The 14,974-nt window shown below is 43.8% G+C and carries 14 protein-coding genes; 13 read left to right on the top strand and 1 reads right to left on the bottom strand.

Translation table 11 applies throughout. The features are described 5' to 3' along the window. Positions 1-28 precede the first annotated feature (28 nt). From V1497_RS13890 to V1497_RS13865, 6 genes are all read left to right on the top strand, one after another. Entirely contained in the window at positions 29-661 is a 633-nt protein-coding gene (locus tag V1497_RS13890) for a FadR/GntR family transcriptional regulator (RefSeq protein ID WP_349408128.1), read from the top strand. Positions 662-693: 32 nt separating this feature from the next. Then, positions 694-1,548: an acetyl-CoA carboxylase, carboxyltransferase subunit beta gene (accD, locus tag V1497_RS13885; RefSeq protein ID WP_349408127.1), complete on the top strand. Its 855-nt coding sequence runs from the start codon at positions 694-696 to the stop codon at positions 1,546-1,548. Further along, entirely contained in the window at positions 1,548-2,525 is a 978-nt protein-coding gene (gene accA, locus V1497_RS13880; protein WP_349408126.1) for an acetyl-CoA carboxylase carboxyl transferase subunit alpha, read from the top strand. The genes accD and accA overlap by 1 nt, the downstream gene beginning before the upstream one ends. 138 nt (positions 2,526-2,663) lie before the next feature. Beyond that, complete coding sequence (gene pfkA / locus V1497_RS13875) at positions 2,664-3,623, top strand: 6-phosphofructokinase (protein WP_349408125.1); 960 nt, start codon at positions 2,664-2,666, stop codon at positions 3,621-3,623. A 50-nt stretch (positions 3,624-3,673) separates the two neighbouring features. Beyond that, entirely contained in the window at positions 3,674-5,428 is a 1,755-nt protein-coding gene (pyk, locus tag V1497_RS13870) for a pyruvate kinase (RefSeq protein WP_349408124.1), read from the top strand. 50 nt (positions 5,429-5,478) lie between these two features. Next, positions 5,479-5,874: an FxsA family protein gene (locus tag V1497_RS13865; protein ID WP_349408123.1), complete on the top strand. Its 396-nt coding sequence runs from the start codon at positions 5,479-5,481 to the stop codon at positions 5,872-5,874. A 418-nt stretch (positions 5,875-6,292) separates the two neighbouring features. On the opposite strand, the gene ytvI is transcribed toward V1497_RS13865, so the two are convergent. Then, positions 6,293-7,411 carry a sporulation integral membrane protein YtvI gene (ytvI, locus tag V1497_RS13860; RefSeq protein ID WP_349408122.1) on the bottom strand — a complete coding sequence of 373 codons (1,119 nt, stop codon included), beginning with the start codon at positions 7,409-7,411 and terminating at the stop codon, positions 6,293-6,295. 125 nt (positions 7,412-7,536) lie between these two features. On the opposite strand from ytvI, the gene V1497_RS13855 reads away from it, so the two are divergent. From V1497_RS13855 to pnpS, 7 genes are all read left to right on the top strand, one after another. Beyond that, positions 7,537-7,998 (top strand): DUF441 domain-containing protein, encoded by a 462-nt coding sequence (locus V1497_RS13855; protein ID WP_349408121.1) that lies wholly within the window; start codon positions 7,537-7,539, stop codon positions 7,996-7,998. 253 nt (positions 7,999-8,251) lie between these two features. Further along, on the top strand, positions 8,252-9,367 hold the full coding sequence (citZ, locus tag V1497_RS13850; RefSeq protein WP_349408120.1) for a citrate synthase: 1,116 nt from the start codon (positions 8,252-8,254) through the stop codon (positions 9,365-9,367). Positions 9,368-9,509: 142 nt separating this feature from the next. Continuing rightward, positions 9,510-10,781: an NADP-dependent isocitrate dehydrogenase gene (gene icd, locus V1497_RS13845; protein ID WP_226546755.1), complete on the top strand. Its 1,272-nt coding sequence runs from the start codon at positions 9,510-9,512 to the stop codon at positions 10,779-10,781. 12 nt (positions 10,782-10,793) lie between these two features. Further along, positions 10,794-11,735, top strand: coding sequence for a malate dehydrogenase (gene mdh / locus V1497_RS13840; RefSeq protein WP_349408119.1), 942 nt, complete (start codon positions 10,794-10,796; stop codon positions 11,733-11,735). A gap of 142 nt (positions 11,736-11,877) precedes the next feature. After that, positions 11,878-12,354 (top strand): MaoC/PaaZ C-terminal domain-containing protein, encoded by a 477-nt coding sequence (locus tag V1497_RS13835; RefSeq protein WP_349408118.1) that lies wholly within the window; start codon positions 11,878-11,880, stop codon positions 12,352-12,354. Between the two features lie 114 nt (positions 12,355-12,468). Continuing rightward, positions 12,469-13,179: a response regulator transcription factor gene (locus tag V1497_RS13830; RefSeq protein WP_349408117.1), complete on the top strand. Its 711-nt coding sequence runs from the start codon at positions 12,469-12,471 to the stop codon at positions 13,177-13,179. Further along, positions 13,180-14,907, top strand: a complete 1,728-nt coding sequence (gene pnpS / locus V1497_RS13825) for a two-component system histidine kinase PnpS (protein WP_349408116.1) — start codon at positions 13,180-13,182, stop codon at positions 14,905-14,907. The last annotated feature ends 67 nt before the right edge of the window (positions 14,908-14,974 follow it).

Here is a 14,974-nt window from a genome sequence, read left to right as displayed (position 1 = left end):
CCTCTGAAAAGTGGGTGGCGTTCCCGAAATGACAACGAAACCTCATGAAAAGATGTTTATAGAGATTTTAAACCAGTTGAAAACCATCATCCAAACGGATCGATTGCAACCCGGGGATAAGCTCCCATCTGAAAGGGAGCTTTCCGAACGGTTGAATGTAGGTCGTTCCTCAGTCCGTGAAGCTTTAAGAGCAATGGAACTGTTAGGACTGATTGAAACGAGAAGAGGCGAAGGGACGTTCATTAAGCAAGCCCGTAACCATAGACTTGTAGAAGTCCTAGCGTCTTTCATCTTGAATGACAGCATTGCTAAGGATGATTTGACGGAAACGAGAAGAATCATTGAAAAAAATGCCGTAGCTTTAGCTGCCTCACGCCGGACTGAAGAGCAACTCTCCAGGATGGTCGCTTTCTTGAGCCAGATGGAAGCAGAAGAATCAGAGGGGGTTTCGGAAGGAGTCGATCGAGACTTTTTCCAAATCGTATTTGAAGCAGCACATAATTCACTATTAAACCGTTTATGGGTGGAATTGATTGAGTATGATCAGAATAAGAACGATCAACAGGTATTGTTTCCAGTTTCAGATTACAAGAAAATCGTTGAAATGATTCGTGCTGATGATCATGAACTCGATCGAAACACGCGGTTAGAAATTACGTAGCAGTCACAAGCGATTGATGGAGGTGCAACAACTTGTTAAAAGATTTGTTTGCCAAAAAAAGAAAATATGCAACGATACCCTCCGAACGGGTTAAGCAAGACGTACCTGAAGGACTGATGACGAAGTGTCCTGAATGTAAAGCGATTATGACCACGAAGGAGCTGAACAAGGCTCATAAGGTATGTGTTTCTTGTGATCATCATTTCAGGATGACAGCCAATGAAAGGATTTCACTCATCATCGATAAAGATAGCTTTGAAGAAATCAATAAAGAGATGAGAACTGAAAATCCGCTGGACTTTCCTGATTACTTGGATCGCATCGAGAAGGACCGCAAGAAAACAGGACTTAACGAAGCGGTTGTAACCGGAAAAGGGGATATAGACGGGCACTCCGTCGTGTTTGCGGTGATGGATGCGCACTTCAGAATGGGAAGTATGGGTTCGGTCGTTGGTGAGAAAATCACACGAGCGATTGAGGTCGCCACTGAAGAAGGAAAACCCTTTATCATTTTCACTGCATCAGGTGGAGCGAGGATGCAAGAAGGTGTATTAAGCCTTATGCAAATGGCAAAAACAAGTGTTGCTCTCAGACGCCACGCTGATAACGGACTGCTGTTCATTTCAGTGATGACCCACCCGACAACAGGTGGTGTGTCAGCGAGCTTCGCTTCTGTTGGGGACTATAATTTCGCTGAACCGAAAGCCTTGATTGGTTTTGCTGGACGTCGTATCATAGAACAGACGATTCGACAGGAATTACCGGAAGATTTCCAAACAGCAGAATTCTTATTGAAGCACGGGCAGCTGGATGCCGTCATACATCGGCGCGATATGAAGGCTACACTTGCAAACGTATTGGATATTCATGAAGGAGGTGAAGAGTAATGGTCGGAGATTTGGAATTTGAACGTCCTGCCAAAGAGTTGAGAAATAAGATAGCTGAGCTGAAATCATTCATGGATGAAAAAGGAATTGACCTGAGTGATGAGGTAGAGCGGCTTGAGGAACGACTTGAGAAGGTTCAGAAAGAAGTCTATGGAAACATGACCCCATGGGACCGAGTTCAAGTCGCACGACATCCTGAAAGACCGACAACACTTGATTATATTTCAATACTCTTCACCGATTTCCTTGAATTGCACGGGGATCGACTATACGGAGATGACGAAGCGATTGTCGGAGGGATAGCGAAATTCCAAGGACGACCAATCACTGTCATCGGGCATCAACGCGGTAAGGATACGAAGGAAAACCTCCGCAGAAACTTTGGTATGCCTCATCCAGAAGGGTACCGCAAAGCATTGCGACTCATGAAGCAAGCAGAAAAATTCAATCGCCCGGTCGTATGTCTCCTTGATACGAAAGGAGCATATCCAGGGATGTCAGCCGAAGAACGCGGCCAAAGTGAAGCGATTGCTCGCAATCTCGTAGAAATGGCTGGTCTTACTGTACCGATGGTGTGTATCGTCATCGGTGAGGGGGCAAGTGGCGGTGCACTTGCAATCGGTGTCGGGAACCATGTCCATATGCTTGAAAACTCCTGGTACTCTGTCATCTCTCCTGAAGGAGCTGCAGCCTTGTTATGGAAGGATTCAGGTCAGGCTAAACGGGCTGCTGAGTCGATGAAGATTACTGCCCCGGACTTGTATGAAATGGGAATCATCGATCAGATCATCCCTGAAGTTGAAGGCGGAGCGCATCGCGATGTCAAAGGGCAAGCTGCCAACATTGAGAAAGCCTTGAAGTCCTCATTAGATGAGTTGACGAAATTGAATGGTGAGGAGTTAGTTGCTCATCGTTATGAAAAGTACAAAAAAATGGGACAATATACATTTGAAAACGATTCCATTGGCGTTAAATAAACAATAGTGCTTTTCCCAAAGTGGGAAAGCACTTTTTCTGTGGCAAGTTTGCCAAGTTATTCTATAAAAGTTTGTCTATTGTGTTCGATTTTGGAACATGATATTTTAAGAACACAACTATTGTACGAGGTGAAAGTGATGAAGCGGATTGGTGTGTTGACAAGTGGCGGAGACAGCCCTGGAATGAATGCAGCCGTTAGGGCAGTCGTTCGTGAAGCCATCTATAAAGGAATGGAAGTATATGGTGTATACCATGGATATACAGGATTGATCGAAGGACAGATTGAGAAAATGGAACTAGGTTCTGTCGGCGATATCATCCATCGTGGTGGAACGATGCTATATTCCGCACGCTGTGAGGAATTCAAAACGTACGAAGGACAAATGAAAGGGGTCAAACAGCTTGAAAAGTTCGGCATTGAAGGCTTAGTCGTCATCGGTGGAGACGGCTCCTATCGTGGTGCCCAAAAACTTACCGAGCATGGCTTCCCTACCATTACGTTACCTGGTACGATTGATAACGACATCCCAGGAACTGATTATACGATCGGATTCGATACGGCTTTAAATACGGCTATTGATGCGATTGATAAAATCCGTGACACAGCAACCTCCCATGAACGGACGTATGTCATTGAGGTCATGGGACGTAATGCAGGGGACATTGCATTATGGTCTGGTCTAGCTGGGGGAGCTGAATCGATTTTGATTCCGGAAGAAGACTTCAAAATGGAAGAGATTACAGACCGGTTACGTCGAGGTCATGAACGAGGGAAGAAGCATAGTATCATCGTTGTGGCTGAAGGAGTCGGAAGTGGAGTGGATATCGCCAATCAAATCAAGGCAGATACGAACTTCGAAACGCGAGTGACAGTACTTGGCCATATCCAACGTGGCGGTTCTCCGACTGCCTTTGACCGTGTGCTCGCAAGCCGTTTAGGTGCAAAAGCAGTGCAGCTTCTTCTTGATGGAAAAGCTGGAAGAGCTGTAGGGATTCAAAATAACAAATTGGTAGACCATGATATCAATGATGTGCTTGCTCAACCGCATAAGATTGATAACGACATGTACCAACTGTCACAAGAACTTTCCATTTAGACAAGTTTGATATAAAGTGATGCGTGAAAATCAAGGAGGAAAACGTGAATATGAGAAATACAAAAATTGTTTGTACGATAGGGCCTGCTAGTGAAAAAGTCGATACATTGACTCAACTGATCGAATCGGGAATGAATGTTGCACGACTCAACTTTTCCCATGGTGATTTTGATGAGCATGGTGCACGGATTGCAAACATCCGTCAAGCGGCAGAAAAAACGGGGAAGACGGTAGCAATCCTGCTCGACACGAAAGGACCTGAAATTCGAACAGGCACATTGGAGACTGGAGAAATCGAACTGAAAGCAGGACAAGAGTTGACTGTTTCCATGGAAGAGGTGATGGGTAACGAGAAGATGATCTCAGTCACTTATCCAGGGTTAGTTAACGATGTCCATGAAGGTTCTAAAATCCTGCTTGATGACGGTCTGATTGAATTGGAAGTCATGGGGATTGAGAACAACCAGCTGAAAACCCGTGTGTTGAATAGCGGGATCTTGAAAAACAAAAAGGGTGTTAACGTCCCGAATGTATCCGTCAACCTACCGGGAATCACGGACAAGGATGCACGAGATATTGAATTCGGAATCGAGCAAGGTGTAGACTTCATCGCAGCTTCCTTTGTAAGAAGAGCGTCCGATGTCTTGGAAATCCGGGAAATCCTTGAAAAGCATAATGCTGAGCACATCCATATCATTCCTAAGATTGAAAACCAGGAGGGTGTCGATAACATCAATGAGATCCTGGAAGTGTCCGACGGCTTGATGGTTGCTCGTGGTGACCTTGGTGTTGAAATTCCGGCTGAGGAAGTTCCGCTCGTACAAAAAGAATTGATCCGTCGATGCAACGATAAAGGGAAGCCTGTCATCACTGCAACGCAAATGTTGGATTCTATGCAACGCAATCCTCGTCCAACACGAGCTGAAGCAAGTGATGTTGCCAATGCGATTTTTGATGGAACAGATGCAATCATGCTTTCTGGTGAAACAGCTGCAGGCCTCTATCCTATAGAAGCGGTGCAGACGATGCATAAAATCGCGATGAAAGCTGAAACAGCGATGAATCATGCTGACATTCTTCACGCACGAAGCAAGTCCAGCAAATTGACTGTCACAGATGCGATCAGTCAATCCGTTTCTCACACAGCTTATAACTTGAACATTTCTGCGATCATCGCACCAACAGAAAGCGGACATACTGCACGCATGATCTCGAAATATCGCCCTGAGGCAGCAATCATTGCGGTAACGAGCTCAGAAGCAGTTTGCAGAAGAATGTCCCTTGTTTGGGGTGTCACACCTCAATTGAGTGAAGAAGCAAAGTCTACAGATGAATTGCTTGATATTGCCGTAGATGCGTCGTTGCAATCTGGTCTAGTAAATCATGGTGATCTTGTTCTGATTACAGCTGGTGTTCCTGTTGGAGAGACAGGTACCACGAACTTGATGAAGGTTCATGTTGTCGGCGATGTCATTACGAAAGGACAAGGCATTGGGCAGAGCTCTGTCGCTGGTAAAGTCGTTGTAGCAAACAATGCTGAAGATGCGATTGCTAAAGTCACTGAAGGCGACATCCTTGTAACAATCGGTACAGATCGTGATATGATGCCAGCCTTGAAGAAAGCTTCTGCCATTATCACGGAAGAAGGCGGACTGACGAGCCATGCTGCTGTCGTTGGACTGAGCCTGGGCATCCCTGTCATTGTTGGCGTGGATCAAGCGACAAACATTCTGAAGGACGGTCAAGATATAACAGTAGACGGCTCTCGTGGCGTCGTTTATAGTGGAAAGACAAGCGTACTGTAATATCAACGAATGAGAATGTGGATGTAAAGCTGGTCTGGAGGAGCGGAGTTATGTTTCGTATTTTATTATTGTTACTCATCATCATACCTGCAGCAGAGGTCGGAATTTTGATCTGGTCTGGAACTAACTTTGGAATTCCGGTTACGATTCTGTTGATCATCGCGACTGGTATCATCGGTGCCTGGCTCGCGAGAAGAGAAGGCATGGAAACAATGAGGCTTGCACAAATCCAACTGCGGAATGCGCAAGTCCCAAGCGATGTTCTGCTTGACGGAGTGTGTATTTTGGTCGGAGGGACCTTGCTCCTTACGCCTGGTTTCATTACGGATACGATCGGGTTTCTGTTATTGATCCCTTACACACGCGCCATTTTCAAAATAGGTATGCGCCGTTTCATCCAGAAAAAGATCGACTCCGGGCAATTTACATTTACAATTCGTCGATAAATATGAAAGAAAAGCTGGTCCGCAACCCCATGAAATATGGGATGAACGGCCAGCTTTTTACGTATTGGGTTTTAAGTGGTGGTGCCGTCAAAATTGAGTTTCGCTGTTTTTGAGGGAGGATAGAGCCGTTATCTTGCCCTCAAAACTGAGTTTGGCTGTTTTTTGGGGATGATAGAGCCATTATCATGCCCTCATAACAGCTCTATGAGTGCACCAAAATGTGATTTCACCGATTTCGTGCTCTCATAACGGCTCTATGAGTGCACCAAAATGTGATTTCACCGATTTCGTGCTTTCATAACGGCTCTATGAGTGCACCAAAATGTGATTTGGCCGATTTCGTGCTCTCATACCCCTCAATTTCACAAAAAAACAGGCAGCTGGTGTCCTATGACCCCAGTCTGCCTGTTTATTACGATTATGCTGCTTTTTTACCGATGATGAAATTCCATAAGTCTGAGAAGACGTGCGCTTGGCTTAACGCTCTGAAAATGACGAGCGTTACAGGTCCGATAATCAGTCCGAGGAAGCCGAATAACTTGAAACCTACGAAAAGGGAGATTAAAGTAGCTAATGGGTCCAGACCGATACTGCTTGAAAGGATCTTCGGCTCCATCACTTGTCGTTGGATGATGACGACCCCATATAAAATCGATAGCCCGATGCTTAATGTGAATTCCTCCATGAGAAAGCTATATATGATCCAGGGAACGAATACAGCCCCAGTACCCAAATAAGGCAGAAGGTCGACCAGTCCGATCAGAATGGCAATTGTAATGGCATAATCGACTCTCAATATCAATAAACCGATCAATACGATTCCAGCTGTAATGGAAATCAAGGTGAGCTGAGCCCGTACAAATCCTACAAGAGCCTTACGCAATTCTTTGTAGACACTTCTTCCGCTTTCGACGGTACGTTCAGGCGTATGGTTTTCCAACCAGCCTTTGAAACGATACCAATCCTTACTGATGAAGAATGTCGCCAATAAGGAAAATATCATAACCGTTACCACATTAGGCAAGCTAAGCAAGAAGCCCTGGAGACCTCTCAAGACGGATTGTACGAAATCTTTCACATTCTCCGTGATATTTTGACCAATGGACTGGATATTGCCTATGACCGTTTCACGTTGAGAAGGATCCAGGTTTTTAAAGGTGGCGAGTAACTCATAATAGACAGGCAATATCTCTTGGGTGAAATAAGTCTGTGCAAATTGTACAAGTATTTGAGTATGTTGTGGAATCACTTCAGCCAAATACCCGAATCCTGAAATCATTTCACTGATGACAAGTGTCAAGAAGCCTGCTATCAGACCGATTAAAAGAATCAAGACAACCGTCACCGCTAGTCCTCTCGGCATTTTTGCTTTCCGCTCAAGTAAGTTGACGAGTGGGTTGATCATAAGAGCCAGGAAAAAAGCAATAATGAACGGGTATGTAACTTTTGCAGCGAATAAAAAGGCATAAACTCCTAAAACGACAATAATAATTACGAGCAAAAATCGTAAGAAACTATGAATATAATGAAGATTCAATTGTATCCCGATCCTTTCAGAGGGATCAAACCCTATAGAATAGTATTATTTTACATTCTTGCCCGATAAGATTCAATGGCATACCAAGCTGTGAAGATGTGCTCAAGATAGAAAGGAAGAAAAAGATGTTAAATCAGGCCTCATTATTTTTACTCGTTTTACTCGGTATCGCTCTTTGGGCGAAAAACAAATCTTTATTGTTCGCGGTCATTTTCCTCCTGATTCTGAAATGGACAGGGCTTGGTGATAAATTTTTCCCTTATATCCAAAAGAAAGGGATCAACTGGGGAGTCACCATCATCACCATCGCCGTCCTCGTACCGATTGCTACGGGGGAAATCGGCTTCAAGCAATTGGGAGAAGCGATGAAATCCTCCTATGCGTGGGTTGCGCTCGGCTCTGGAATCGCAGTGGCTTTGATTGCTGCAAGCGGCATCGATCTTTTGAAAGAAGACCCACATATTACGACTGCACTCGTGTTCGGCACGATTCTCGCGGTCAGTTTATTTAATGGAATTGCTGTCGGACCCTTGATTGGAGCGGGAATTGCATATATGGTAATGAAGGTGGTGCATTTCATCACTTAATGGTTTGTCTGTCAAAATTCGTTGATATATTAAGGTTTTCGAGCGTTAGGCGTTCACAAAAATCAGAAATTTGTTTATAATTGTACTGTATGTGTTTTATCCTTCCTTAATTATACGTGTTTACATTTGTAAGCATTTTCTTTTTGATACTAAAGTGAGTGTCTGCTCGGTCTTAGCATAACATCCTGAAATTGGACAACACTTTAATGTATTGAGAGAACAGACAAAAATCATTTTTAAAGGAGAGAGAGCCATGACAGCAACGAGAGGTTTAGAAGGAATCGTAGCTACAACTTCATCGGTAAGCTCTATCATTGATGGAGTATTGACTTACCGAGGCTACAACATTGACGATCTTGCTGATTATGCAAGTTTTGAAGAGGTTGTGTATTTACTATGGTACGGCAAACTGCCTAACCAAAAGGAATTGGATGGATTCAAAGCTGAACTATCCAAGAATTTCGTATTGCCACAACAAGTATTGGATATGATTAAGAGCTTTCCGCTGGACAAGATCCATCCGATGGCAGCCGTAAGAACAGCTGTTTCTTCACTAGGTTTATATGATGAAGAAGCAGATGATATGAATGAGGAAGCGAATTCCTCAAAAGCGATCCGTCTTCAAGCAAAACTTGCGAGTATCGTTGCAGCGTTTTCACGCTTACGTGATGGCTTGGAAATCATCGAACCGAAGGAAGATCTTAGCTATGCTGCGAACTTCTTATACATGCTGAACGGTGAAGAGCCAGATGAAATCTCCGAGAAAGCATTCAACAAAGCTTTAGTGCTTCACGCAGACCATGAATTGAACGCATCTACCTTCACGGCTCGTGTATGTGTAGCGACGCTTTCTGACATCTATTCAGGTGTTACAGCAGCAATCGGTGCATTGAAGGGACCACTACACGGTGGTGCAAATGAACGTGTTATGAAAATGCTTTCTGAAATCGGTGATCCTGACAACGTCGAAGAATACTTAAAGGGTGCTCTAGAGCGTAAAGAAAAGATCATGGGCTTCGGTCACCGCGTTTATAAGGACGGAGACCCACGTGCCAAGCATTTACGTGAAATGTCCAAGCAATTGACACATATCACTGGAGAAACAAAGTGGTACGACATGTCCGTCAAATTGGATGAATTGATGACAAATGAAAAAGGGTTATTACCGAACGTAGACTTCTACTCTGCATCGGTATACCACAGCTTAGGATTGAAGCATGATCTGTTCACGCCAATCTTTGCTATGAGCCGTGTATCCGGTTGGTTGGCGCATATTCTTGAGCAGTATGAGAACAATCGCTTGATCCGCCCACGTGCCGAATACACTGGCCCTGAAAAGCAACAATATGTAGCGATTGAAAACCGATAAGGATAGAATCGTAAAGCGAACAGGAAGTGTTGGAAAGGTCTTGTGTAAACGTGCAAGACTTTCCAAAAGCACTTTCATGGGTTAACCATGTCTTTTTTGATACGATAAAAACGAAAAACATTTCGATCAGGAGGTAATGAACTTGGCAAACGGAGAACGTATTACAGTAGATAACGGTAATTTGAATGTACCTAATAACCCAATCATCCCATTCATCGAAGGTGATGGAATCGGACCTGATATTTGGGCTGCAGCATCTAAAGTATTGGAAGCAGCTGTAGAAAAAGCCTATAACGGTGAAAAAGGCATCGTATGGAAAGAAGTACTTGCTGGTCAAAAAGCGTATGACAAAACAGGTGAGTGGCTTCCAGCTGAAACGCTTGATGTCATCCGTGAGTACATACTGGCGATCAAAGGACCATTGACGACTCCAGTAGGTGGAGGAATCCGTTCATTGAACGTTGCATTGCGTCAGGAGTTGGATCTATTCACTTGCTTGCGTCCAGTACGCTACTTCACAGGTGTTCCTTCTCCACTTAAAAAGCCGGAAGACACTGACATGGTCATCTTCCGTGAAAACACAGAAGACATCTATGCTGGAATCGAATATGCAAAAGGTTCTGACGAAGTGAAGAAAGTCATCCAATTCCTTCAAGAAGAAATGGGAGCAAACAAAATTCGTTTCCCTGAAACTTCTGGTATCGGAATCAAGCCAGTTTCTGAAGAAGGTACGAAGCGTCTTGTACGTGCAGCGATCGAGTATGCACTTACAGAAGGCCGTAAGAGTGTAACACTCGTCCATAAAGGAAATATCATGAAGTTCACTGAAGGAGCTTTCAAAAACTGGGGTTACGAGGTTGCTGAAGAGGAATACGGCGACAAAGTATTCACTTGGGCAGAATATGACCGTATCGTTGAAAAAGACGGTAAGGATGCAGCGAACAAAGCACAAGCAGATGCTGAAGCAGAAGGAAAAATCATCATCAAGGATTCCATCGCAGATATCTTCCTTCAACAAATCCTTACACGTCCAGCAGAGTTCGATGTTGTTGCAACGATGAACTTGAACGGTGACTATGTATCTGATGCACTTGCTGCACAGGTTGGTGGAATCGGTATCGCACCAGGAGCGAACATCAACTATGAAACAGGTCACGCAATTTTCGAAGCGACACACGGAACTGCACCGAAGTATGCTGGTCTTGACAAAGTGAACCCTTCATCCGTCATCCTTTCTGGTGTCTTGATGCTTGAGCACATCGGATGGACTGAAGCAGCTCAGCTAGTAACGAAAGCAATGGAAAAGACGATTGCTAGCAAGGTCGTGACATATGACTTCGCTCGTCTAATGGACGGTGCAACAGAAGTGAAATGTTCCGAGTTCGGTAACGAATTGATCAAAAATATGGGCTAGGAGGTAACAGACATGGCGAACAGACGTAAAAAGATATCCGTAATCGGCGCAGGCTTTACTGGTGCGACAACTGCCTTCATAACAGGGCAGAAGGAGCTCGGAGACGTTGTATTGGTCGATATTCCTGACATGGAGGATCCGACGAAGGGAAAAGCCTTGGACATGCTCGAAGCAAGTCCGGTCCAAGGCTTCGATTCCAATATCATCGGGACATCCAATTATGAAGATACAGCTGATTCCGATGTTGTTGTCATCACCGCAGGAATTGCTCGTAAGCCTGGCATGAGCCGGGATGATCTGGTCAACACGAATGCAAAAATCATGAAGAGTGTCACACAGGAAGTCGTCAAGCATTCTCCAGAATGTACAATCATCGTACTGACAAACCCTGTCGATGCGATGACATATACAGTCTTGAAAGAATCAGGCTTTCCTAAGAATCGAGTCATCGGTCAATCAGGCATTCTTGATACAGCGCGTTTCTGTACGTTCGTCGCTCAGGAGCTCAACCTGTCTGTAAAGGATATCCGCGGATTTGTTCTGGGCGGTCATGGAGACGATATGGTGCCGCTCATCCGTTACTCTAACGCTGGCGGAATTCCGCTCGACAAATTGATCAGCAAGGAGCGTCTGGATGCAATCGTAGAACGTACCCGCAAGGGCGGCGGAGAGATTGTCGGACTTCTTGGGAACGGCAGTGCCTATTATGCACCAGCTGCTTCTCTTGTCGAAATGGTCGAGGCGATTCTGAAGGATCAGCGTCGGGTCCTTCCTTCCATTGCCTATCTTGAAGGAGAGTACGGGTATGATGGCATCTGTCTAGGTGTGCCGACAATCCTTGGAGGAAATGGGCTTGAAGAAGTCATTGAACTCGAATTGACCGAAGACGAGAAGGCTCAATTGGATAAATCTGCTGAGTCTGTTCGTAATGTCATGAATGTTTTAGCTCAATAATGGAAAAATGAAAAGGAGGAATTCGGGAAGTTTTCTCGAATTCTTTCTTTATAAATGCGAATAATGTCAGAATGTTTCAATCTATCTGGCATTTTTGTTCAAATTTTGTTGAAAACGCTTACTTCATGAGGAGGGAACCCACATGCTATTAGGAAAAAAGCGAAAGCTAGGCAGAAAAATCGATGAAATCAATGTTGGGGAAAAACTAGAAATTACTGAAACCATTGAAGATAAGGATCTTTTACTCTATCTCGGACTGACAGATGACAACAACCCTTTATTTATTCAGCATGATTATGCTTCGCTGACCCCGTTCAAGAAGCCGATTGTACCACAGATCATGTTAACTGGATTCATCACATCTGCTATAAGCAAATACTTGCCAGGTCCAGGGAGCTCCATCATAAAACAGACACTTTCTTTTCCGAAGCCTGTCTATCATTATGCGACCATCGACCTTCAATTCGAGGTTACGAATGTTGATTCGGAAGAGCACTTGGTCACCGTATCCATAAAGGGGAATGATGAAGAAGGAGACACCATTTTAGAAGGTGTACTCGAGGTTTGCCCTCCTTATACTCCTCGTTCAATTACGGCCAGAACTTTTGATAATTTTTAAGTGAATGTAAAGATTATGTAACAAAAGAGACGTTTTCGTCTTTTTTGTTTTTTTTTTAGATTTGTTGTGTGAAAATAAAATCGAATAAAAGTTCCTATTGGGGTGAAAGAGACCATGAATGAGAAAAAGATCCTAGTCATAGAAGATGAAGAGTCAATCAATACGTTGCTACAATTCAATCTTGAACAAGCTGGCTTTGAGGTCGTGACAGCGATGGATGGTGTTACAGGCTTGAAGTTAGCGAAAGAAGAAAATCCGGATCTGATCGTATTGGATCTGATGCTTCCCGAAATGGACGGCTTGGATGTTTGTAAGAACCTGAGACAATCCCAACAGTTGATTCCGATCCTTATGCTCACAGCCAAGGATGATGAATTTGATAAGGTTCTTGGATTGGAGCTAGGTGCTGATGATTACATGACGAAACCTTTCAGTCCAAGAGAAGTCGTAGCCCGGGTCAAGGCGATTTTACGTCGTAGTCAATACAACGCTTCAGCAAATCAAACGCCATCTGATTTAGAAGCGATGGTTGTCGGTGATCTTAAAGTATATCCGGAAAATTATGAAGCGTTCTTCAAAGGTGAACCGTTGGACCTCACTCCAAAGGAATTTGAATTGCTTGTTTATCTTGTTAAGAATAAAGGACGGGTCATGTCACGTGAGCAATTGCTGAATGCGATCTGGGACTATGATTTTGTAGGTGATACTCGGATAGTGGATGTTCATATCAGTCATTTGCGTGAAAAAATCGAGCAGAATACTCGTAAACCGATTTATATCAAGACAATCCGTGGATTAGGATATAAATTGGATGGTCCTCAGTAAATGAAGAATTTCCGCGGTAGAATCCTGAATTCCTTTATTATCTTTACGAGCGGAATATTCTTATTGCTCGGCATCGCAATTGCTAACCTTTCAATCGGCAGTATGGAAAGGGAACTGGATTCATCCTATAAAACGCAGCTTGATCTCGTTTCAAAGGCTGTAAAAGCAGAAAATGGAGAAGATTTGGAATCTCTTTTGAAGGGGTTTCAAAAGAGTATTGATGGAGATTTGACGTATCTGAGCGAGGATGGTTCAATTTCAGCCACAACGTTCGATACCATACCTCATAACGCGCTTGAAAATCTAATCCATCAGAGTGACCAAGTCGTAAAGCTTCAACGTGACAAGAAAGTGAATTTCGTCTTGCCGCTTTCTCCTGAACAGAAAAGCTCAGATTATCTCGTACTGACGACAGATCGTGCCGAATTTGATCGTGAGCTTAGGAACGCGTGGTTTCCAATCTTAGGTACACTGCTTCTTAGCTATTTGCTTCTGATCTATGTCACATTCCGGATGACAGGGAAGCTTGCTAAACCTGTTGATGATGCGATGCGTGTTGCGAAAGAATTGGCGCAAGGAAACTTCAGAGCCAGAAGTCATGAGTACCAATTGAGTGAAACAGGTGAGTTGAATCATTCACTAAATATTCTCGCACGTAATCTTGAACAGATCACAGAGCTCAGGGAAGCTGAACAAGAACGGATGAAAACAGTCATCGAGAATATGGACAGCGGATTATTGTTGATTGATTCCCTTGGTTATATCAACTTGGTGAATAGAAGCTTTTGTTCCATTTTCGGTGTTGAAAAGGAGATTCCGAGAGAAACGCTTTATTATGACATCATGCCGAATCAGGATGTCATCGATCTCGTCGAAGAGACGTTCCTGACAGAAGCGACAGTCAGGAAACAAATCATGATTTCAATGGGGATTGAACGAAAGCATTTTCATATCACGTGTGTACCAAATCTTGGTTACCAAGGAAAAATCAAAGGAATTGTCCTTGTATTCCATGATATAACCGAATTGAAAAATCTTGAGCAGATGCGGAAAGACTTCGTGGCGAATGTATCTCATGAACTGCGGACTCCTGTCACCTCGCTTAAAGGGTTTGCAGAAACGCTATTAGACGGTGCGATGGATAGTGAGGAGCTTAGAAGGAAATTCCTGACGATCATTTGGAAGGAAAGCGATCGACTTCAAAACCTGATCCAGGATCTATTGGATTTCACAAAGATGGAGCAATCCAATTTTAAATTGAACTGGCATAAAGTAAGTCTCACGACGATCGTTGATGAAGTGACGACGCTTCTTGAATCACGATCGAAGGAAAAAAACATCGAAATGAATATCAATCTTGACGGCGATCTTGAAATGGAAGGTGATGCAGAGCGATTGAAGCAGATTCTCATCAACCTGATTAATAACGCATTGTCCTACACTCCAGCCGGTGGCGAGGTCTTCATCACTGGACGTGATTTAGAAGATAAGGTTGAGCTTGAAGTGAAGGATACAGGCATCGGTATTTCAGAAGATGAAGTCCCAAGGATTTTTGAACGCTTCTATCGAGTCGATAAGGCGAGGAGTCGGAATTCAGGTGGAACTGGCCTTGGATTGGCGATTGTGAAGCACCTAGTGGAAGCTCACAAAGGATCAATCAAAGTCAAAAGTGAAAGGGATGTGGGTACATCATTCATCCTCTCCTTTTCAAAAAAGAAGGATATCTAGGTTTACGAGAACTTTACATCATTGACATTGATCCTTCATAAAAGGGTGATAAGCTGAAGCTGTAAAA

This window comes from Pseudalkalibacillus sp. SCS-8, assembly GCF_040126055.1.
GTDB lineage: Bacteria > Bacillota > Bacilli > Bacillales > Fictibacillaceae > Pseudalkalibacillus > Pseudalkalibacillus nanhaiensis.
This window is presented reverse-complemented; position numbering and strand designations above follow the sequence as displayed.

Coding starts and splice junctions, on each gene's coding strand:
- V1497_RS13890 (WP_349408128.1), top strand. CDS start 29: ATGACAACGAAACCTCATGAAAAGATGTTTATAGAGATTTTAAACCAG.
- accA (WP_349408126.1), top strand. CDS start 1,548: ATGGTCGGAGATTTGGAATTTGAACGTCCTGCCAAAGAGTTGAGAAAT.
- pfkA (WP_349408125.1), top strand. CDS start 2,664: ATGAAGCGGATTGGTGTGTTGACAAGTGGCGGAGACAGCCCTGGAATG.
- pyk (WP_349408124.1), top strand. CDS start 3,674: ATGAGAAATACAAAAATTGTTTGTACGATAGGGCCTGCTAGTGAAAAA.
- V1497_RS13865 (WP_349408123.1), top strand. CDS start 5,479: ATGTTTCGTATTTTATTATTGTTACTCATCATCATACCTGCAGCAGAG.
- V1497_RS13855 (WP_349408121.1), top strand. CDS start 7,537: ATGTTAAATCAGGCCTCATTATTTTTACTCGTTTTACTCGGTATCGCT.
- citZ (WP_349408120.1), top strand. CDS start 8,252: ATGACAGCAACGAGAGGTTTAGAAGGAATCGTAGCTACAACTTCATCG.
- mdh (WP_349408119.1), top strand. CDS start 10,794: ATGGCGAACAGACGTAAAAAGATATCCGTAATCGGCGCAGGCTTTACT.
- V1497_RS13835 (WP_349408118.1), top strand. CDS start 11,878: ATGCTATTAGGAAAAAAGCGAAAGCTAGGCAGAAAAATCGATGAAATC.
- V1497_RS13830 (WP_349408117.1), top strand. CDS start 12,469: ATGAATGAGAAAAAGATCCTAGTCATAGAAGATGAAGAGTCAATCAAT.
- pnpS (WP_349408116.1), top strand. CDS start 13,180: ATGAAGAATTTCCGCGGTAGAATCCTGAATTCCTTTATTATCTTTACG.